Source organism: Shinella sp. 20P9.1.1 (assembly GCF_057798995.1).
In genome coordinates, this window is record NZ_JBYOLC010000018.1 from 28,812 (window position 1) to 48,761 (window position 19,950).

Genomic DNA, 19,950 nt, shown 5'->3' on the forward strand with positions numbered 1-19,950 from the left:
ATCCGGGCGTGAAAACGCCCGGCGTGCACGCTTCCCGGCCGCCCGCCGCAGCCAGTCACGATCTTTTCTCCAGGCTGGTTTCCGGGCTGAGGAGTGGTCATTGCAGGACAGGACCTGCGGACCGATGCGGCGCCTTCCCAGACAGTCCGTCCAGTGGCTTTGTGCCGCGTTTTCTCCAACACCGTTGCGGGGGCAGCGCCGGAATCTGACCGGCTTCCCAATTCTCCGCCCTCCCTAGAAGGCGACACCTTGAGTGTCTTTATCTAACCGCAAGAATCGTCGTTCGACATGCCAAAAAACGACGTGACTTCATGATTTGACGACAGTCGAAAAATGAATGAGAGTCTTTTAGAAACGACATTTGTCGATTTATATCAATATAATATGCCTTTTAATCATGCGTAGAGGCGCGAGAGCAGGCAAGCTGGGCGCTAAAGAGGCAAGTTGTCATATTGCGACCATCGAAACCGCCCTGCAAGGATTGAGGGTCCGAACGGAAAGGAATGCTTAACGGCGTTTCCATAAACTTCCGCGATCAGGGCGCGAGCACGGAGTGCCGCGCGAACATGGAGCGCCGGGCGTGCAGCAGCAGACGAAGTTTCGATACTACGACGCCGTCGCCTACAAGCGCGCGAACCCGCCGAAATCCGCCGTGCATACGGAATTCCTGCGCACCGGCCGCATCGACCGCACCCCCGACAGCTGGAGCCCGAGCGAGAAGCGCTACCTGTCCTACGAGGAGGTGGCCGAGCGCACGGGCCGCAAGCTGGAACGCGCCGGCTCCGTCACCCACGACCGCATCAACGGGTTTCACCGCTCGATCCAGTTTCCGAAGCTGATCTTCCACCGCACGCTCGCCGAAACGCCGCATCTCGGCTACTGCCACATCACGGTGGCCAATTCGAGTTTCGCGGATTTCCAGAACGTGCAATGGGCCTTCTACATGGCCAATTTCTTTGCCGAGATCGGCGAGGAAGAGCAGTTCTTCGCCGGCATTTCGAAAAAGCAGAGCCGCATGTATTTCGCCGTCGCCATCACGCCGACGGACCACGAAGGCCGCCTGACGATCGATCGCAAGGTGCGCGGCAACGGCGTGATCTTCCGCACGGATGATCCCAAGCTCGCCATGAAGAACGTACTGATGCTCGGCGCCCGCAACGAGGCGCTGCGCAAGATCATCAGCGCGCTTTAAGTTTTCCGGACGCAAAACCGCTTCACACTTTTGCTGGAATTGCTTTTCACGCTCTATACAGCATCCACTCCTTGCCCGCCGGCACCTCGTCGCCGCGACCGTAGACGACGATCTGGTCACCGCCGGATGCCTTCGCCTCCAGAAGCGCCCGCTCGCAGGCCGAGGACAGGTCCAGCGCGCTTTCGGCGCGATCCGACATGCAGACACCGGCCGACAGGGTAAGATGGCCGAGATTGCGGTTGGTGCGCGGATCGCGCAGCGCCACCGTCTGGAAGGCGGCGCGCAGCAGATCGATCAGCCGCTCCACCTCCCCCTCATCCGAAGTGTTGAACAGGAAACCGAAGCGCAGGCCGTCGAAACGCACGGCGAGGTCGTTTGACGGGAAGGCCTGGCGGATGAGGCCGCCGTAGAAGGTCACGAGATGGTCGGACAGCGCCTCTATCTGGGCCGGCGAGAAGCGGCGTTCGGCGTCTACTTCCGCCACGACGACGCCGCAGAGCATCGGCAGGGAGGGGTTCGCATAGACGCGGGCGAGAGCCTTGTTGAAGGCACGGCGGTTGCCGAGCCTGGTCGGCGGGTCGACGAACTTCATCGCCTCGAATTCCGCCATTTCCTTCTGGATGCCGTCCATGGTGGCCGATTGCGCGGCGACCTTCTCGGCCATCTCGGCGGTGTGGGTGACGCGCTGTTCGGTGGCGCGCTGCAGAGCTTCGAGCGAGCTGCCGAGTGCACCGCCGACGCTGCCGATCACCTGCGACGCCTCGCCGATCAGGCGGCCGTAATCGTTGAGCGAGGAGCGTTCCTGGCTGAGCAGGTCCATGAAATTGCTCATCTCGCTGCTGATCGCGCCGGCCGAGCGTTGCAGCACGCTCGCCTCGTGCTGGTGCGGCAGGTATTTCCTGCCGAGTTCGTCGAGCGCGGCCTGGGTCTTGTATTTGCCGAGCGCGATGAAGTCGCGCACGAGATCCGGGTTGCTGCCGGCATAGGCCTCATAGACCAGTTCGTAATTGCGCGGCAGGCCGTCTATGCCCATCTGCTTCATGGCCGTTGCAACGCGCAAGGCGACGTCGGTGGTCGAGGATTTCCTGTTAGCCATTCAGATGCGGACCTGCTTGCGGGACTTTTCACCCTGACCGTAACAGCCCGGTCTTTCGGCCGCTCTAATCCGGCCGTTCGAATTTTAGCCATCCGCCGAACTCTTGGCATTTGCCGACAAAGCGCTGTAAAGGAAGCGGCAAAGACGGAAGGGCGAGATGGCTGATATCGTTGATACGCGCACGGATGCGGAGGAAGCGCTGGCGCGCGCCACCGCAACGCTCGGCCGCGGCGTGCCGGTCGCCATTCCCACCGAGACGGTCTATGGCCTGGCCGCCGACGCCACCAATCCGCTCGCCATCACCCGCATCTATGACATGAAGGGCCGGCCGCGCTTCAATCCGCTGATCTGCCATATGGCCGATCTCGCCATGGCGGAGAGACATGCGGTGTTCGACCCGCTGTCGCGAAAGATCGCCGAAGCCTTCTGGCCGGGGCCGCTGACGCTGGTGCTGCCGATCCGGCCGGAGAGCGCCATCCATCCGCTGGCGCGCGCCGGGCTCGATACTGTCGGCATCCGCATTCCCAAGGGGTTTGCCAGCCGGCTGCTCGCCGCCTTCGGCAAGCCGCTCGCCGCGCCCAGCGCTAACACATCCGGCCGCATCAGCCCGACCACGGCCCGCCATGTCGCCGACGATTTCGGCGCGAAGCTGGAGCTGGTCCTCGATGGCGGGCCGGCGGTCGTCGGGCTCGAATCGACGATTATCAAGGTCGAGGGCGGGACGATCCGCCTGCTGAGGCCCGGCGGGCTGGACGCAGCCGACATCGAGCGCGTCACCGGCCTGCCCGTTCTGCGCAACGAGACGGCCGGCGCGACCATCGAGGCACCCGGCATGCTCGCCTCGCATTATGCGCCCGATGCGCCGGTGCGGCTCGATGCCAGCGACGTGCGGCCGGGCGAAGTGCTGATCCGCTTCGGGGGCACGCCGCTTCCCGGCGAGGCGCAAGCGGCGCTGGTGCTCGACCTCAGCCCTTCCGGCGACCTTGCCGAAGCCGCCGCCAATCTCTTCGGCTACATGAAGCAGGCGGATGCGGCGGGCGGCAGTGCAATCGCCTTTTCGCCCATTCCCGCCACGGGCCTCGGCGAGGCGATCAACGACCGTTTGCAGAGGGCCGCCGCCCCGCGCGGATAAGAGTGGAGACGACCATGGTTGCGGCAACGCTTTCTCCCGAACTCATCGCCCGTTTCGCCGCGATCACCGGGCCGGCCTATGCGCTGGTCGATGACACGGACATCGCGCCCTATCTCGTCGAAAGCCGCGGGCTTTACCACGGCACCGCGCCGCTGGTGCTGCGGCCCGGTTCGGTGGAGGAGGTCTCGGCCATCCTGACACTTGCCACGGAAACCGGCACGGCCATTGTGCCGCAGGGCGGCAATACCGGCCATGTCGGCGGCAGCGTGCCGCGCGAGGGCATGGCGGATGTCGTGCTGTCGCTCTCCCGCCTCAACCGCATCCGCGATGTCGATCCGGTCGGCAATGTCATCGTCGCCGATGGCGGCGCGGTGCTGGCGGATATCCAGAAGGCCGCGGAGGATGTCGACCGGCTGTTCCCGCTTTCGCTCGGCTCGGAGGGCACCTGCCAGATCGGCGGCAACCTTTCCACCAATGCCGGCGGCACCGCGGTGCTCGCCTATGGCAATATGCGCCAGCTGTGCCTCGGCCTCGAAGTCGTGCTGCCAACCGGCGAGGTGTGGAACGGCCTGCGCCGCCTCAAGAAGGACAATACGGGCTACGACCTGCGTGATCTCTTCATCGGCGCGGAGGGTTCGCTCGGCGTCATCACCGGGGCGGTGCTGAAACTCTTTCCGCGCCCGCTCGGCCACGAGGTAGCGTTTGCCGGGCTGAAATCCGTCGAGCATGCGCTCGCCCTCTTCGAGCGTGCGTCCAGCCGCTGCGGCACGGCGCTGACCGGCTTCGAGCTGATGCCGCGCCTCGGCATCGATTTCACCACGCGGCATATTCCCGGCGTGCGCGATCCGCTCGCCACCCGGCACGACTGGTATGTGCTGATCGACATCTCGACGTCGGATGCCGCCGAGACGGCGAGCCGCATGATGGAGGCGCTGCTGTCCGAAGGCATCGAGGCGGGGCTGGTCGAAAATGCCGTGATCGCCTCCAGCGAGGAGCAGCGCAAGGCGCTCTGGCATATGCGCGAAAGCATGTCGCCGGCCCAGAAGCCGGAGGGCGGCTCGATCAAGCACGATGTCTCCGTGCCGGTCTCCTCCATTCCGGATTTCATGGCGGAAGCCGATGCGGCCGTCATGGCGGCGATGCCGGGTGCGCGCATCTGCTCCTTCGGCCATATGGGTGACGGCAATATCCACTACAACATCTCGCAGCCCGTCGGCGCCGACAAGCAGGCCTTCCTCGACCGCTGGCGCGAGATCAATCATCTCGTGCACGGCATCGTCCTGAAATACAACGGCTCGATCTCCGCCGAGCATGGCATCGGCCAGCTGAAGCGCGACGAACTTGCGGCAGTGCGCACGCCGATCGAGATGGACCTGATGCGAAGGGTCAAGCACGCCTTCGACCCGGCCGGCATCATGAACCCCGGCAAGGTCGTCGCGATCTGAACCTTAACCGCCGGTGCGCAGCTGCGCGAGCGACATCATCGTGTCGGCGCTGATGCTGGCGGAGCCGGAACTGGTCAGCACCGACAAAGCGGGATCGTCGGTCGCCTGGTTGTCGAGATCGTAGAGCACCGAGAACTTGGTGATCATCTTGGCGACCTTTTCCGGGTCCTGCAAATCTTCGAGCTTCAGGTAGCGCTTGACCATGTCGGCCTGCGCGTCGATGTCGGCGCTGCCCACCTCGTCCGGCAGCTGGAAAAGCGTCTTGAACACCTGGAACAGCGCATCGTCGGCCAGAACGTCATAGGCGCTGGAGATCGTGCCGGCCTTGCGCTCGAAATAGAGCGCGAGGCGCACACCGGCATTGTCGTTGCCCGCCTCTTCTTCCATCTGCTGGCGCACGTAGTTGTCGATCGTCTCGTAGATGCCGCGCCGCGACTGGATCTGCGCGTCGTCGGGCTGCTGGACCTTGCCCTCGGCGTTGAAATTGAACGAGGCGACGATCTTGCGGTAGGCGCGGTCGCTCTGCTGGTTAACGAAGCTCTTGGGATCGTCGAGGTCGGAGGCGAAAATCTTCTTCAGGAAGGCATTGTCGACGCTCTCAGGGTCGATATCGTTGGCCTCGAGCACGAAATTGACGAGGCGTTTGTCGGCAAGCAGTTCATCGACGGATTCGATCTTCTGCATCTGGACGGAGTAATATTTCGCCTCGTCCTGCGCCTTCGTCTTGTCGTCGTCCGTTCCGAAACGGGATTTTTCCACCACATAGGCGCGCGAGGTGACGATGATCTCGGCTTCGGATTGTGCCAGCTTCGGCGCGCTGATGTTGCCCTTCGCATCGAAATTGAACGCCTTGGCAAGCTCGACGTAACGCTCGTCCTTGAGCTGATACACATAGCTCTTGGGATCGTTGAGATCGCTTTTCAGCACGTTCTTGATCGTCAGCGCGGAAACCTTCGTCGGATCGAGACCGAAGGCTTTCAACGCGAAGTCGTAGACCGACGCTTCGCCGACGAAGTCCGCCACCGTCTTGACGGCACTGATCTGGCTCTTGAAGCGCTTGATGGCGGTCGCATCCGCCTCGTCGTCCTTGTCGTTGTAGGTGTTCATATAGGCGCCGCCCGTGACCGCGGTCTGCGCGGCCGTCTGGGCGGTATCGCCGGCCGCAAGCGTGCCATCCTCCTGGAAGTTGAAGGCGTTGCGCAGGGCGAAATACTTCGCCTTGTCCTCGGCGCCGAACATGTTGATGTAGCTCGACGTGTCGCTCGGGTCCGCGCTGCTCGTCAGAATGTTGGTGATGGTCGAGCTGACGACCGAGAGCTTGTCGAGACCGAAGGCCGTCTTGACGTAGCTCAGCATGCGCGGATCGCTGACAAGCTCGCTGACGCTCGTGACGGAGCCGATCTTCTCCTCGAAATAGGCCCGGTTGAGCAGCGCCGCAGCCGAGGTCACGCGCGGATTGGAGAGCGTGTAGCGCTCGTTCGTCGTCGCCTTCTGGCCGGCGTCCTGGACGGTGCCGGCCGTGGCCGTACCGTCCGTATTGAAATTGTAGGCTTCCGCCAGGGTTCGGTATTTATCCACGCCCGTGATGACGGCGTTCTGCCTGGTGATCTCGGCCTTGAGCTGGGCAATGCGCGCGGCATTGGTGGCGTTGTTCGGCAGCGTCGAAAGCTCGTCCGCGGCCGTCTGGATCGCCGCCACGGCCGCCGTCTTCTTCGTCTCGAACTGCGTGTTGAAGAAGCTTGCGGGATCGTTGAGATCGCTCGTCAGCACGCCGCGGACGGTCGCACGCGAATAGGTGTCCGGGTCGATGCCGTAGGACGTGAACATGTAGTTGCGCAGGCGATCATTGTTGAGGAATTGATCGACATTGGTCGTGCTGTCGATGACGATATTGTAGTAGCGCGTCTCTTCCTTGATGGCGTCGCCGGCATTGTTGGCGGTGGCGGTGTAGAGGCCGATCGTCTCGTCGAGCTGCACTTCGGTCTGCGCCGACGCGGTCGAGTCGGCGAAGCTGAAGGCGGCCGCGAAATTGCGGTAGCGCTCGTCCGTCAGGCTGTTGGCGAAGCTCGCGCTGTCCGTCAGGTCGCTGTCCAGCACCTTTTTCATGAAGGCCTTGGCGTAGGTCATCTCCTCGAGACCGAAGGCTTTCACGGCGTAGGAATAGAGCCGGTAGTCGTCGAGGAACGCGTCGACCGAGGTGACCTTGCCGATGTTTTCCTTGTAATAATCCGCATCGCGGGCGTTGACCGTTTCCGTCGCCGTCCGGTTCAACGACTTCAACATGTCGTTCGCGATGAGGTTGTAGCTCGTATAGGTCGACAACATCGAGGCACTCTTCCTTCGGATCATACGCAGGCCGATTATACCCCATTCTCGCGCGCGTGGCTTGTCTGGGCCTTGTCCGGGCCTTTCTCCGCGACGGTTCAAATGCCCCGGACGATGTTCACGTCTCCTAAACCGTAGCCCGTGCGGTTTTGATAACCATCAGAAAGCGCAAAGTTTTTTTAACCGCGATTTTTAAGCGACGAGGAAGGGGCCACGCCTATTCTCGCCCTCAGAGGACGAAAAGTCCCGATGAGAAGACCGGACACCGGCTCTCAAGGAAAACAAGGGCGAAAGACATGCTGAATACCGTTTCCAAGCCGGCCTGGGCCGGCACCACGCTCCGGCTCGATCCCAAGCGCTTCCCGCAGGCGGTGACCTTCGAGCTGCGCAGCGAGGGAACCGATGCCACCATCACGCTGGACGAACGCGGCGCCGTGCTGCGCAAGGTCCTGCCGTCGAGCGGCCTGCCGCTCTCGATTGCGCTTCCGGCCCGCGCCTTCAAGGGTGTCGCCGCCCGCGCCATCGACCATGGCAACGGTGACGTTACCGTGACGCTGGAACTGCACCACGACGATCCGGATCTCTGCATCCCGCTGCTGGTGGCGCACGATCTCTGCGACATCGCCGCCGACTGGCGCAGCTGGGCGGAAGCCTACCGCATTCCCATGTTGATGGTGGAAGCCGACGGCGTCGCCCGCCCGCTCGACGACCACCTGACCGGCGCGAACCGGCCGGCCAAGCCGCGCCGCCGCCACTCCTATTTCGCAGACCGCCGCCCGCGCTTCCTCGTCCGCCGCACGACGGGCAAGCTCGGCGTGCAGATGAAGATCGACGGACGGGAGATCATCGCCCGCCGTTGAGCATGCCGATACCGTGAGCCCTTGGGGCGTCTGCGCTTTCCTCCAGTCGCGACGACGCCCTTTTCCTTCGGTCCTTCCGGACGCGACCGCCTCGCGTCAGGGAATGGCCCCAAAGCCGGCCGTCCCCTGCGGCCGGCTTTTTTCGTGCCCTGTTCCCTCCGGAACACTTTTCACGCCCGCCGCGTGGGAAAGAGCGTTCAACACGAGCGGCCGAAGCCGCAGCGAACGCAAGGGACACGATCACGATGGCAAAGCTCTTCACCACCCTCCTCGTCCAGATCCGCAAGGCCGATGCCGCCCTCATCGAGCGCGGCCGCCCGCCGCGCCGCGGTTTCGAACTGGCCGTGCATCCCGCAACCCTGCGGCGCCTCGAAGAACGCAGCGCGACCGGTGCGCGGGCGCCGCGCTACCGGTAAATCAGGGCTTCGAGCGCCCTGTATTCCCCGACATTTCGCCCGCAGCGGTTGACAACAGTCCGTGAAACAGCACATTGCACTCCGGTTTAAAAACGTCGGGAAGCCTCTTTATGTCGCGTGAACTTGGTACGGAACGGGAATTGCAAGCAACCAAGGCCGTCATCGGAGAATTGGCTAGACATCTCGACGTCAATATCTGCCTTGAGCTTTGGGACGGCACCGTCATCCCGCTCGGCACCGGCGCCAAGGACGATATCCGTTTCGTCATCGCTTCCGCCAATGTGCTGCGCCGCCTCTTGCGCGCACCGTCGCTGATCAGCGTGGCCGAACTCTATGCGACCGGCGATCTCGACATCGTCGGCGCCAACCCGGTCGATGCGATGCGCCGGGTCGATCACCTGCAATTCCTCTCGCTGCCGAAGAAGATCAACAAGGTGCGCATGCTGAAGATGGCGCTGCCCATTCTTCTGAAGAGCTATTCCGTTTCCTCCTTCGTCAAGCGCTTCACCAAGACGGCGGCGGCGACGCCCTCCAGCGGCCGCAACGACAAGGAGATGATCGGCTTCCACTACGATCTCTCCAACGAATTCTACGAACTCTTCCTCGACAAGGAGATGGTCTATTCCTCGGCCTATTTCCCCACACCGGATAGCTCGCTTGACGAAGCGCAGCTGAACAAGCTCGACCTCATCTGCCGCAAGCTCAGGCTCGCCCCCGGCGACAAGCTGTTCGACCCCGGCTGCGGCTGGGGTGGCCTGCTGTGCTATGCCGCCCAGCATTATGGTGTCGAAGCCTATGGCACGACGCTGTCGGAAGAGCAGTTCGCCCATGTGAAGACCAAGGTCGCCAATATGGGCCTCGGCGACCGCGTGAAGGTGGAGCTGCGCGACTGCCGCAGCCTCTCCGACGACCAGGTTTTCGACAAGATCGCCCAGGTCGAGATGATCGAGCATGTCGGCATCGCCAACCACCAGGACTTCTACAAGTACCTGCGCAAGCACATGCGTCCGCGTGGCGTCTATTTCGGCCAGGCCAGCTTCCGCCGCAACACGGCGCGCCCGGAAGATTTTCCGCGGCTGACGCCCTATATGCAGTTCATCATCAAGTACATCTTTCCCGGTGGCGAGCTCGACCATATCGGCATGACCACCGGCGCGCTGGAACAAGCCGGCTTCGAAGTGCATGAAGTGGAAGCCGTGCGCGAGCATTTCGGCTACACGACCGAGCACTGGGTGCGCCGCCTCTACGACCGCAAGGAAGAGGGTGCCGCCCTCGTCGGCATGCCGCAGACCCGCATCTGGCTGCTCTATCTCTCGCTCTGCGCGCTGTCCTTCCACCGTGGTGCGCTCAATGCGTTCCAGGTCGTCGCCACCAGCCGCCGCTCCGGCGCCTCGGGCATCGGTTTCGACCGCACGACCGAGTATGGCGGCGCGCGCCGAATCGACGCCGACGCACCGGCAAGCGTTCTGAAGACCGCCTGATCAGTCGTCGCTAGGCGAACGGCAGCGCGGCGATCAGCCCGACAAACAGGATCAGACCGACGACCCCGTTGAACTTGAACAGCGCCAGGCACTGTTCGGGGTCGTCGATTTCCAGCGAGCCGATCTGGCGGGCGAGAAGCAGCGCCACGACGGCAAGACCAAGCCACGCCACAAGCCCCACACCGGCCAGCCAGAACGCAACCGCGATCATCGCGACCGTCAGGCCGTAGAGGCCCATCAGCCATTGCGCGGTCTTCTCGCCGAACAGGCGGGCGGTGGAGCGCACGCCGATCAGCGCATCGTCTTCCTTGTCCTGATGGGCGTAGATCGTGTCGTAGCCGATCGTCCAGGCGATGGCGGCGATGTAGAGCGCTATAGGGGCTGCCGCGAGCGTGCCGAACTCGGTTGCCCACCCCATCAGCGCGCCCCAGGAAAAGGCCATGCCGAGGAAGAATTGCGGCCAGTCGGTAAAGCGCTTGGCGAAGGGATAGATCGCGACGATGGCGAGCGAGGCGACGCCGAGCACCATCGAGAAGGTGTTGAACTGCAGGAGCACGACGAGGCCGGCAAGGGCCTGCAGAACCATGAAGATCTTCGCCTGCTTGCGGCTGACGCGGCCCGATGGCAGCGGGCGCGAGCGGGTGCGGGCCACCGCGTTGTCGATCTCGTGGTCGACGAGGTCGTTATAGGTGCAGCCGGCGCCGCGCATCGCGACGGAGCCGATGAAGAACAGGACGAGGTGCCAGACGAGGCGCCCACCGCTGAACGTGCCGGCGGAGGCCGCCACATTGGCCGCCAGCGCCGCCGACCAGAAGCAGGGCAGCATCAGCAGCTGCCAGCCGATCGGCCGGTCCCAGCGGGCGAGCTGGGCATAGGGCCACAGACCGCGCGGCAGGACGCGGTAGACCCAGTTCTGCGAGGGGGCGTCGGCTACACGGCCGGTATCAGGGCGATTTGAATCGGGTGTCTGGCTCATCATGCAGCCTAGATCGCAAGCGGCTTGACCGGGGTCAAGCCGCCACGAGGCCGCATGGTCTTACCGCAGCGTGAAATCGAAGCGATAGGTCGCCGAAAGGCCGATCAGGAACTGGTCGCGATCGCCGCGCTGCTTGACGAGGCTGGAATCCGCGGCCGGGCCGACGAGGCGCTTGTATTCGGCAAACGCACTGGTCTCGATCTTCTCGTTGACCTGCCAGGTGATCGCCGCCCCCGCGCCGACGGATTCGACGCCGCCGTTCGGATTGTAGGCAGCAAGACCGGACTCGGCGGTCTGGCTTGGCTTCACGCCGTAATAGGCGTTCATGTAATCCTTCGAGGCGAGCGTCATGCGCGGGCCGGCGGAGATGCGCACATCCGGGCGGACATCGACGAAGGCATCGGCTGAGAGATCGGCGACGACACCGTGATGGCTGCGGATGCCGTGGCGCACTTCGCCGCGCACGCGCAGCCAGTCGGTCGGGTAGGCCTCCGCGAAGGCACCGAGTTCACCGCCGAGCTTGACCGGCGTCAGGCCCTTGAGATCTTTGGAATCGTCTTCGTCGCGCGGCATGACCAGCTTGCCGGTGGCGCCGGCGCGGAAGCCGCCATTGTCGATCAGCGCGAAGGACGGATTGTCGTTGCGCGAGGAGAAGCGCACCGTGCTGCCGGCCTTGCCGAGCGAGATCATCGGCGTGACCTGGAAGAGATAGGACTTGGCGCCCTGATAGCGCGGTGCGGCAAAGCCGGCGGCGCCGACCTTCAGATACCAGTCACCGGACCAGAAATGCTCGCCGTCGCCAGCCAAGGCGGAAACGGGCGCAAGAATGAGGGCGGCCGCAGTCATTGCGGTCGGGATACGGATACGCAAAACACAATCCTCGCTTTGCCGGCAGACCCGCCGCGGGCCGCCGAAACCTTCGATTTCATTAGGAATAGCCGCGTTTCATTACCGTTTCGCTAACCATCTACCGGATGCCGACATCCGGAACGATTCGCAAGCGCCGACGTTCTCCCGACGACAGAAGGAGACATGTCATGACCGTCAGCACGATGGAACTGAAACTCAACGCGATCCGCAGCGACACCGGCCTTTCGCGCCAGGAGAAGATCGCCAAGCTGGAAAAGCTGCGCACCGAAGCCCGCGCCCTCCAGCGCGCCGCCACCGAAAGCGCCATGGTGGAGGACGACGGCTGGTACGAAGACGTGCACCTGATCGACACCGAACTGGAAAACCTAGGCCGCAGCGTAGAGGAAAAGGGCGCGGCTACCCTCTGACGCCCCGCAGCCCTTGATCTTTCGCCGCTTTGCCCTTAACCCGCCCTCACAACCAAGGACGGATCGAGGGTGCGGGCATGAAGGTTCTGTTGATCGGATCGGGCGGACGCGAGCATGCACTCGCCTGGAAGCTGGCGCAGTCCCCGCTGCTCGACACGCTCTATGCGGCGCCCGGCAATCCCGGCATCGCAGAATGCGCCATACTCGTTTCGCTCGACATCGATGACCACGCCGCCGTCGTTTCTTTCTGCAAGGAAAACGGTGTCGGCTTCGTCGTCGTCGGCCCAGAAGCGCCGCTGGTGGCCGGCATTGCCGATGTGCTGCGCGCCGAAGGCATCGCCGTCTTCGGCCCTTCCGCCGCCGCCGCGCAGCTCGAGGGCTCCAAGGGCTTCACCAAGGATCTCTGCGCGAAATACGACATCCCGACCGGCGCCTACCAGCGCTTCACCGATGCCACTACCGCCAAGGCCTACATCCTAGCCGAGGTTGCGCCGATCGTCATCAAGGCGGACGGGCTTGCCGCCGGCAAGGGCGTGACCGTCGCGATGACGCTCGACGAGGCGCTGGCCGCCGTCGACGACTGCTTCGACGGAGCCTTTGGTGCTGCCGGTGCCGAGGTCGTGGTCGAGGCCTTCCTCGATGGCGAGGAAGCGAGCTTCTTCTGCCTCTGCGACGGCGTGAACGCCCTGCCGCTCGCCTCGGCCCAGGACCACAAGCGTGTCGGCGACGGCGATACCGGCCCGAACACCGGCGGCATGGGCGCCTATTCGCCCGCCCCCGTCATGACGGCAGAAATGGTCGAGCGCACGATGAAGGAGATCATCGAGCCCACGATCCGCGGCATGGCGGCCGATGGTCATCCCTTCCAGGGCGTGCTCTTCGCCGGCCTGATGATCACGGCCAAAGGCCCCGAACTCATCGAATACAATGTGCGTTTCGGCGATCCGGAATGCCAGGTGCTGATGATGCGCCTCGATAGCGATCTCCTGCCGATCCTGCATGCCGCTGCGATCGGCCGGCTCGACAAGGTTTCCGCCGAATGGCGCGACGCCCCGGCACTGACGGTCGTCATGGCCTCCAAGGGTTATCCGGCCGGCTATGAGAAGAACACGCCGATCCGTTCCATTCCCGCCGATGACGCTGCGACCAAGGTGTTCCATGCCGGCACAGCCCTGAAGGACGGCCAGCTGGTCGCGACCGGCGGGCGCGTGCTGAATGTCACGGCTGTGGCGCCGACGGTGGCCGAGGCGCAGGCTGCGGCCTATCAGGCGCTCGACAAGGTCGAATGGGACAACGGTTTCTGCCGGCGCGACATCGGCTGGCGTGCCGTCGCCCGCGAACAGGCCTAAGCGACCCAAGCGAAAAACGCCCGATAGTTCAAAGTTTACCATTTCCCCTGACGGGACCGTAACCGGCGGACGCTATTCTCCTCTCAACCATGAGGGAGACCCTTTGATGCGCACCCTGCTGACCTTTGCCGCGTTGCTTGCCGCCGCCCCCGCTTTTGCCGGTTCGTTTGAGCCCGTCAGCGGCACGACGACGGCCGGAAGCATCGAAACCGTCAGCTGCGACGATTGCCCGGCGCTGAAGCCGAAGCGCGAAGCAAGCACCTATCACGTCGATGCCATCGACCCCGGCACGCAGAAGGTCGAGATCCGCGAGGCCAATGGCGAGCGCAAGATCTACCGCACCGAAGCCTGGATGGGCGGCTCGCCCGTGCTCTTCGTCAGCAAGGCCCCGGCTGAGACGGTGCAGGCGGCCGATGCAGCAGCCCCTGCGGAAGAAGACACGACAATTGCTGTCGATGCCACCGCCAAGACGAGCGCGCTCGACAGCGGTGCCGCACGCGATGCGAAGACGGCCACCATGGCCTCTTCACAGGAGTTTGATCCGGCAGGGTTTGAATTGCGGGTCAACTGACCCCATATTATCAGGACCCTGCCTCTCGGTCCCTCCAGACTGACAGGACTCCGCGCAAGCGGACGGTGCGCCCCTGACCTCAAGCAGGGGCGTATTCGCGTCAGCCGATCGCATCCACGAGTTGATCGACCTCACGATCGGAATAGACGGCGATGCCGTTGCGGCGCAGAAACGCCGCCGTCACCCCCTGCCCCGCATGTTTCCGGCCAGAAAACGAGCCGTCATAGACGAAGCCGGACCCGCAGGACGGGCTGCCATCGATGAGCAGCGCATGGCGGCAACCGTTATCACGCGCCACATCGAGCGCGATGCGCGCGCCGTCGATATAGGCGGCCGAGACATCCTCACCGGAGATTTCCAGCACCCGCGCACGCCCGTCGAGCACGTCGTCGCCATTGAGACCGTTTTCGATTTCCGCCGGCGGACGCGGCACCTGGAAGCCGCCTGCCAGCTCCGGGCAAAGCGTCACCAGCCTCCCCTCCGCCTTCCAGCGCTCGACGGCATCATGGATCAGCGGCTTGGCCGAGCCGTTGTAACGGACTGGCAGACCGGCAAGGCAGGCGCTGATGAGGATTTTCCCGGCCATCAGCGCCCGTCCCTTACCCCGTGATCTTGGAGAAATCGGCAACCGTGCCGGTCGCCGAACGGATGGCGGCCAGAAGCGCCAGACGATTGGCGCGGATCGCCGGGTCCTCGTCATTGACGAGCACATCGGTGAAGAACTGGTCGACCGGGCCGCGCAGCGTCGAGAGCGCTTCCATGGCCGAACGGAAATCTTCCTTGGCGACGGCGGCGGCGGCATCCTTCGAGGCGCTTTCCACGGCGACGTACAGCGCCTTTTCCGCATCAAGCAGCAGGAGGGCGGGCGAAACCGCGCCATCGACGACGGTGCCCTTCTTCTCCTCGGCGGCGAGAAGCTGCGTGGCGCGCTTGGTGCCGGCAAGCAGGTTCTGGCCCTCTTCCGAGGTGATGAAGGCCGTCAGCGCCTCGACGCGGCGGGCGACCATCAGGAGATCATCGGCGTCGGGTGTCAGCACGGCGTCGATGAGATCGTGACGCGCTCCCATGTCGCGGAGATAGACCTTGAGGCGGTCATGGAAGAAGGCGATGAGATCCGGGTCCTTCGCCACCGAAGCGAGTGGCAGACGGACATTCTTTTCAAGCAGCATGCGGATGACGCCCAGTGCAGCACGGCGCAGTGCATAGGGATCCTTCGAGCCGGTCGGCTTCTCGTCGATGGCCCAGAAACCGACCAGCGTATCCAGCTTGTCGGCGAGCGCCACGGTGAGACCGACCTTTTCCGCAGGCAGACGGTCAGAGGGGCCGTTCGGCTTCCAATGATCCTCGATTGCGGCCGCGACGGCGGCGTCCTCGCCCTGCAACGCCGCATATTTGCGGCCCATGATACCCTGCAGCTCCGGGAATTCGCCGACGGCCTCCGTGCGCAGGTCCGCCTTGGCGAGCACGACAGCACGGTCGACGAGAACAGGATCGGCACCGACGACGGGCGCGAGTTCGGCAGCGAGTTTGCGGATGCGTTCGACGCGCGCACCCTGCGTGCCGAGCTTGGCGTGGAACGTCACGTTCAGCGCGTCGAGCTTGGCCATGCGCTGGTCGAGTGGCTTCGCGAGATCGAGGCCGAATTTTGCAGCGGAAGCTTCGAGCGTTTCGAGGTCGGGCAGGTTGCCCTGGTCGCGCAGCCAGAAATGTTTGGCGTCCGACAGGCGGGCGCGCACGACCTTGCCGTTGCCGTGCACGATCTCCTTGCCGCCGTCCTTCGCCTCGATGTTGGAGACGAGGATGAAGTGGTTGGAGAGCGTTTCGGCGCCCGGCTTGCGGGTGACGAAGCATTTCTGGTTCGTCTTGATGGTGAGGCGGATGATTTCCGAGGGGATCGCCAGGAATTCTTCCTCGAAGGTGCCCATCAGCACCTGCGGCCATTCGACGAGGCCGGAGACTTCTTCCAGCAGGCCCTCGTCCTCGACGAGCTCAAGGCCGTTGGCGAAGGCGGTGTTGTTGGCATCCGTCGCGATGATCTGCTTGCGGCGCTCGGCATCGAGCACGACCTTGGCCTTTTCGAGGTTCGATACATAGTCCTCGAAGCGGCGCACGGTGATGGCCTCGGGCGCATGGAAGCGGTGGCCATAGGTGACATTGCCGGCGACGATGCCGCCGACCTCGAAGGGCACGACGCGCGTCTCCTCGGTTTCCGAACCGAAGGTGCAGACGATCGATTGCAGCGGGCGCACCCATTGCAGCGAGCCGGGCTTGGCCGAGCCGGCGCCGGAGCGCATCGGCTTCGGCCAGGGGAAATTCCTGATAATGCCGGGCATCACATCGGCGATGATCTCATCTGCCGGGCGGCCGGGCTTCACGACATGGGCGACGTAGAAATCACCCTTCTTCGGATCCGAATGGACATGCGCCTCGGAGATCGAGGAAAGGCCGGCCTTGCGCAAAAAACCCTGGATCGCCTGCTCGGGGGCCGAGGTCGCCGGTCCCTTGATATCCTCGCGCACATCGCTCGACCGGGCATTGAGGCCGCGGATGTCGAGTGTGAGGCGGCGCGGCGTCCAGTATTCGCGCGCGCCCTCATAGGTCAGGCCCGCCTCGACCAGCGCATCGGTCAGGAGCTTCTTCAGGTCGCCTGCCGCCTTGCGCTGCATGCGGGCGGGAATTTCCTCGGAGCGGAGTTCAAGCAGAAGATCGGGCATGGGCGTTCACAAACATCTGATTTTTCAACTGGCCGGGGACTTAGCAAGCCCCAGCGCAAATGTCATCCGCTCAATGCCGAAAAGTCTACCAGCCGCCCCCGCCGCCACCGCCTCCGCCGCCACCGGAGGAGCCGCCGCCCGAGGAGAAGCCGGAGGACGAGCTTTTCGGCGGATCGGGCAGCGAGGCGGTCATGGTGCCGGCCATCGAGCCGGCAAAACCGCCCATGCGATCGGAGAAACTGCCGGAGGAGAAACCGTCGCCGTGATACCAAACGGGCTGATAGCTCGCCGCCGCACCGGCAGCAGCCGCCGCCAGAAGCCAGCGATCGAAGGTCTCGGCCCAAGGCTTTTCCACGCCGAGTGCCACGGCATAGGGCAGCAAGGTCTCGAAATGGCGCGGTGACATTTCCGGCGCGCCGGCCATGTTCATGCGGTCTTTTTCCGCGAGCGTCAGATATTGCCGCAGCCCCTCGATGCCGTCCATCATCTTCCGTCCGAGCGGGGTGGGTGCACCCATCAGGAAGAAGAAGACGAGATTGGTGACGAGGATGCCGCACAGCGCGGCGAGCAGCGGCAGCTGGCCGTTCGCCGCCCCCGCCACGAAGAAGCCGATGGCGAGGCCGCCGAACACCGTGAGGAAGATGAAGCCGACGAAGGCGATGAGGGCGACCGCGAAGATACGCGCGCCGAGCGATCGCGCCTGCCGCAGGTTCTGGCCGAGCGCCACGGCGAAGATCGAGATGAAGACCGAGGCGAAGATGGGAACGACGACCAGCGCGATCCCCTCCTCCGGCAGCGAACCGAAGATAAGCAGTGCCGCCACGCAGACGAGCGACAGCAGCACGCCGCCGATCGCCTGTGGCCAGTTGGCGAGATAATATTTGCGGCGGTGTTCCCGCTCCATCGCCTCGCGGAAATCCTTGCCAAGCGTCTGCACGCGCTTGCCGTTGGATTTTTCGATGACGAAGAGGCTGCCCTCGGCGCGCAGCGACGACATCAGGGTCGCTTCCCCCGTCGGCAGCGGCCCCTCGATGGGCTTGGCAGTGCGGGTGACGGTGATGGAATTTTTCAGGTCGTTGAGCTCGACCAGCCCCTTGACCGCGAGGTTGAGGAAGGAGGCCGACACCGCCGTCCAGCCCTGCCCGCCAAAGCCCTTCTCGTCGATATAGTTGACGAGCGCCGGCGACAGGCCCTCCGGCGCATCCCAGCGCGGCACGACGACGCCGGCCGGCGGATCGCGGCCGACGGAGAGCCAGGCCCAGAGATAGTAGCCGACGACGACGATCAACCCGCCGAAGGCGAGGAAGAGGCTCTTGTTGTCCTGAAGGAACAGCAGGCGTTCCTCAGCCGCCGTCGGCTTGGTTATGCTGCCAGCCGGCATCTTCACGCCGATCGTCAACCCTTCCATGACGCCGAGTGGACGGGTCGTTTCGAACGTAGCCCGGTTGCCGCGATTTTCCGCCCGCGCATTCTTGTCCGTCGCACCGAGCGGGCCGGTGAAATAGGTCAGCTCCTGCGCGTTCACGCCCTCCGGCAGGGTGACGGTCGCAGTCGCCTGACGGATCGGGAAGGCCCATTCCGTGCCGGTGACGTTCCAGAACAGCTCGTCATGGCTATCGAAGAAGCGGATCTGCCGTGTCGTCTCGTAGGTCAGGCGATAATCGTGGTAGCCGGGATCGAGCAGCACATCGGCCGAGCCGAAATAGATGCGCACGCCGCGGCGGATGCTTTCCGTGTGATAGGGTTCCGGCTTACCATCGCGCTCGACGCTCAGGATTTTGAAGCCGACCTGCAGTTCCCGGCCATTGGCATCGACGAAGGTCAGCGGGAAATCGCGATAGATGCCACGGCGGATCTGGTTGCCCTCGGCATAGACGCGCATCGCCTCCGTCACCGTCAACGTGCCGTTCCTCGCCACCTTGATATCGGAATCGTAGCGATCGAAAAACTCTTCCGCTCGTGCCGCGCCCCCGAAGAGGACGAGAAAGCAAAGCGTCAGGAAAGCAGCAATCCGCGTCATAAAAACTCCGAGATCAGAATTTGACGGTCGGCACGGCGCGGTCGGCCGGGTTCTCGATCTCGAAATAGGGCGCTTTGACGAATTTGAAGACGTTTGCCACGAGGTTCGAGGGGAAACTCTCGACCTTGACGTTGAGATCGCGCGCCGCGCCGTTGTAGTAGCGCCGCGACATCTGGATCTCGCCTTCGGTGGTCTCCAGCGTCTGCTGCAATTCAGCAAAATTCTGGTTGGCCTTGAGATCCGGATAGGCTTCGGCGAGCGCGAAGATGCGGCCGAGCGCCTGGCTCAGCATGCCCTCGGCGGCAGCGCGGCCGGCAACATCCCCCTCCGGCACGGCCTGGGCGCGGTTGCGCAGTTCCACGACCTTTTCCAGCGTCTCTTTTTCGTGCGCGGCGTAACCCTTCACGGTTTCGAGCAGGTTGGGGATGAGATCGGCGCGGCGCTTCAGCTGCACGTCGATGCCCGACCAGGCCTCTTCCTTGACCTGTCGTGCACGCACGAGGCCGTTGTAGATAATGACGGCGTAGATGACGACCACCGCCGCAATTGCCAGACCGATCATGGGGTTCTCCGCTCCTTCTCTTCGTTATGTGCGAGCTTAGCACTCGCCGCGCGGCAGGAAAGCCCTTTCGGGGCGAAGGCCGGCCGCCATTCCATCAATAGCATCAGCACGTTCACGACCTGTCACCGGGGGAACCGCGCGCCGTCGCGCTTTGGCCGATAGTCGCTTCATCACCAACACGAACCTTGAAGCCACCGTCATGAAAGCCCTCACCTTCACCCTCAACGTCCTCGGTTTCACCGCCCTGTTTCTCGCCTACACGATGGGCGCCTCGGTCGACCGTCCGACGGGTGTACGCCGGGCTCTCCAGACCTATGCCGGCCAGCTCCCCACCGGCGCCTTCCCCACCCTGAAGCCCGTCTGGGAACTCGGCGTGAAGGTTTCTTCGCAGGCTTGAGGGTTTTCCTCCCAAAGCAAAAAAGCCATCCGGCAAGCCCGGATGGCTTTTTTGCTAGGTAGCGCATGTGAGTGTCGCCTGGACGGCGCATCCCCTCTGTCGTCATCCTCGGGCTTGACCCGAGGATCCACACATCC

The 19,950-nt window shown here is 63.9% G+C and carries 18 protein-coding genes and 1 riboswitch; of the genes, 10 read left to right on the top strand and 8 right to left on the bottom strand.

The window, feature by feature from the left end; all coding sequences use genetic code 11:
- Positions 1–55 precede the first annotated feature (55 nt).
- A riboswitch (cobalamin riboswitch) is annotated at positions 56–267 on the bottom strand.
- Positions 268–580: 313 nt separating this feature from the next.
- Complete coding sequence (locus tag AC27VQ_RS23480) at positions 581–1,192, top strand: DUF6656 family protein (protein ID WP_488718217.1); 612 nt, start codon at positions 581–583, stop codon at positions 1,190–1,192.
- A gap of 46 nt (positions 1,193–1,238) precedes the next feature.
- Here the strand turns inward: AC27VQ_RS23480 and AC27VQ_RS23485 are convergent, their stop codons facing one another.
- Positions 1,239–2,288 carry a diguanylate cyclase domain-containing protein gene (locus AC27VQ_RS23485; RefSeq protein WP_488718218.1) on the bottom strand — a complete coding sequence of 350 codons (1,050 nt, stop codon included), beginning with the start codon at positions 2,286–2,288 and terminating at the stop codon, positions 1,239–1,241.
- 157 nt (positions 2,289–2,445) lie between these two features.
- Here AC27VQ_RS23485 and AC27VQ_RS23490 point away from each other — a divergent pair, with 157 nt between their 5' ends.
- Both AC27VQ_RS23490 and AC27VQ_RS23495 read left to right on the top strand, forming a co-directional pair.
- Positions 2,446–3,420 carry an L-threonylcarbamoyladenylate synthase gene (locus AC27VQ_RS23490; protein ID WP_488718219.1) on the top strand — a complete coding sequence of 325 codons (975 nt, stop codon included), beginning with the start codon at positions 2,446–2,448 and terminating at the stop codon, positions 3,418–3,420.
- 14 nt (positions 3,421–3,434) lie between these two features.
- The gene (locus AC27VQ_RS23495) at positions 3,435–4,865 is read left to right on the top strand and encodes an FAD-binding oxidoreductase (RefSeq protein ID WP_488718220.1); all 1,431 of its coding nucleotides are present in this window, start codon (positions 3,435–3,437) and stop codon (positions 4,863–4,865) included.
- Between the two features lie 3 nt (positions 4,866–4,868).
- Here the strand turns inward: AC27VQ_RS23495 and AC27VQ_RS23500 are convergent, their stop codons facing one another.
- Complete coding sequence (locus AC27VQ_RS23500; RefSeq protein ID WP_488718221.1) at positions 4,869–7,190, bottom strand: DUF1217 domain-containing protein; 2,322 nt, start codon at positions 7,188–7,190, stop codon at positions 4,869–4,871.
- A 296-nt stretch (positions 7,191–7,486) separates the two neighbouring features.
- On the opposite strand from AC27VQ_RS23500, the gene AC27VQ_RS23505 reads away from it, so the two are divergent.
- The 3 genes from AC27VQ_RS23505 to AC27VQ_RS23515 all read left to right on the top strand — a co-directional run bounded on the left by AC27VQ_RS23505 (position 7,487) and on the right by AC27VQ_RS23515 (position 9,947).
- Complete coding sequence (locus AC27VQ_RS23505) at positions 7,487–8,050, top strand: DUF6101 family protein (RefSeq protein WP_488718222.1); 564 nt, start codon at positions 7,487–7,489, stop codon at positions 8,048–8,050.
- A 245-nt stretch (positions 8,051–8,295) separates the two neighbouring features.
- Positions 8,296–8,466, top strand: coding sequence for a hypothetical protein (locus AC27VQ_RS23510; RefSeq protein WP_313531497.1), 171 nt, complete (start codon positions 8,296–8,298; stop codon positions 8,464–8,466).
- Positions 8,467–8,576: 110 nt separating this feature from the next.
- A complete protein-coding gene (locus AC27VQ_RS23515; protein ID WP_488718223.1) occupies positions 8,577–9,947 on the top strand; it encodes a class I SAM-dependent methyltransferase in 1,371 nt (456 codons plus the stop codon).
- Positions 9,948–9,957: 10 nt separating this feature from the next.
- On the opposite strand, the gene ubiA is transcribed toward AC27VQ_RS23515, so the two are convergent.
- Together ubiA and AC27VQ_RS23525 are read right to left on the bottom strand one after the other, a co-directional pair.
- A complete protein-coding gene (gene ubiA / locus AC27VQ_RS23520) occupies positions 9,958–10,923 on the bottom strand; it encodes a 4-hydroxybenzoate octaprenyltransferase (protein ID WP_488718224.1) in 966 nt (321 codons plus the stop codon).
- 60 nt (positions 10,924–10,983) lie between these two features.
- Positions 10,984–11,793 (bottom strand): MipA/OmpV family protein, encoded by an 810-nt coding sequence (locus AC27VQ_RS23525; RefSeq protein WP_421591800.1) that lies wholly within the window; start codon positions 11,791–11,793, stop codon positions 10,984–10,986.
- 167 nt (positions 11,794–11,960) lie between these two features.
- Between AC27VQ_RS23525 and AC27VQ_RS23530 the strand changes: the two genes are divergently transcribed.
- The 3 genes from AC27VQ_RS23530 (at position 11,961) to AC27VQ_RS23540 (ending at position 14,120) form a co-directional block, all read left to right on the top strand.
- On the top strand, positions 11,961–12,200 hold the full coding sequence (locus AC27VQ_RS23530; RefSeq protein ID WP_488718225.1) for a hypothetical protein: 240 nt from the start codon (positions 11,961–11,963) through the stop codon (positions 12,198–12,200).
- Between the two features lie 77 nt (positions 12,201–12,277).
- Positions 12,278–13,549, top strand: coding sequence for a phosphoribosylamine--glycine ligase (gene purD / locus AC27VQ_RS23535; protein ID WP_488718226.1), 1,272 nt, complete (start codon positions 12,278–12,280; stop codon positions 13,547–13,549).
- Between the two features lie 106 nt (positions 13,550–13,655).
- Positions 13,656–14,120 carry a plant virulence effector HPE1-like domain-containing protein gene (locus tag AC27VQ_RS23540; protein ID WP_488718227.1) on the top strand — a complete coding sequence of 155 codons (465 nt, stop codon included), beginning with the start codon at positions 13,656–13,658 and terminating at the stop codon, positions 14,118–14,120.
- Between the two features lie 100 nt (positions 14,121–14,220).
- On the opposite strand, the gene AC27VQ_RS23545 is transcribed toward AC27VQ_RS23540, so the two are convergent.
- From AC27VQ_RS23545 to AC27VQ_RS23560, 4 genes are all read right to left on the bottom strand, one after another.
- Entirely contained in the window at positions 14,221–14,706 is a 486-nt protein-coding gene (locus AC27VQ_RS23545; RefSeq protein WP_488718228.1) for a 2-thiouracil desulfurase family protein, read from the bottom strand.
- A gap of 13 nt (positions 14,707–14,719) precedes the next feature.
- The gene (glyS, locus tag AC27VQ_RS23550) at positions 14,720–16,834 is read right to left on the bottom strand and encodes a glycine--tRNA ligase subunit beta (RefSeq protein ID WP_488718229.1); all 2,115 of its coding nucleotides are present in this window, start codon (positions 16,832–16,834) and stop codon (positions 14,720–14,722) included.
- A gap of 85 nt (positions 16,835–16,919) precedes the next feature.
- On the bottom strand, positions 16,920–18,854 hold the full coding sequence (locus AC27VQ_RS23555; RefSeq protein ID WP_488718230.1) for a DUF2207 domain-containing protein: 1,935 nt from the start codon (positions 18,852–18,854) through the stop codon (positions 16,920–16,922).
- Positions 18,855–18,867: 13 nt separating this feature from the next.
- Positions 18,868–19,416, bottom strand: coding sequence for a LemA family protein (locus tag AC27VQ_RS23560; protein WP_488718231.1), 549 nt, complete (start codon positions 19,414–19,416; stop codon positions 18,868–18,870).
- A gap of 199 nt (positions 19,417–19,615) precedes the next feature.
- Between AC27VQ_RS23560 and AC27VQ_RS23565 the strand changes: the two genes are divergently transcribed.
- The gene (locus AC27VQ_RS23565; protein WP_117369659.1) at positions 19,616–19,813 is read left to right on the top strand and encodes a hypothetical protein; all 198 of its coding nucleotides are present in this window, start codon (positions 19,616–19,618) and stop codon (positions 19,811–19,813) included.
- The last annotated feature ends 137 nt before the right edge of the window (positions 19,814–19,950 follow it).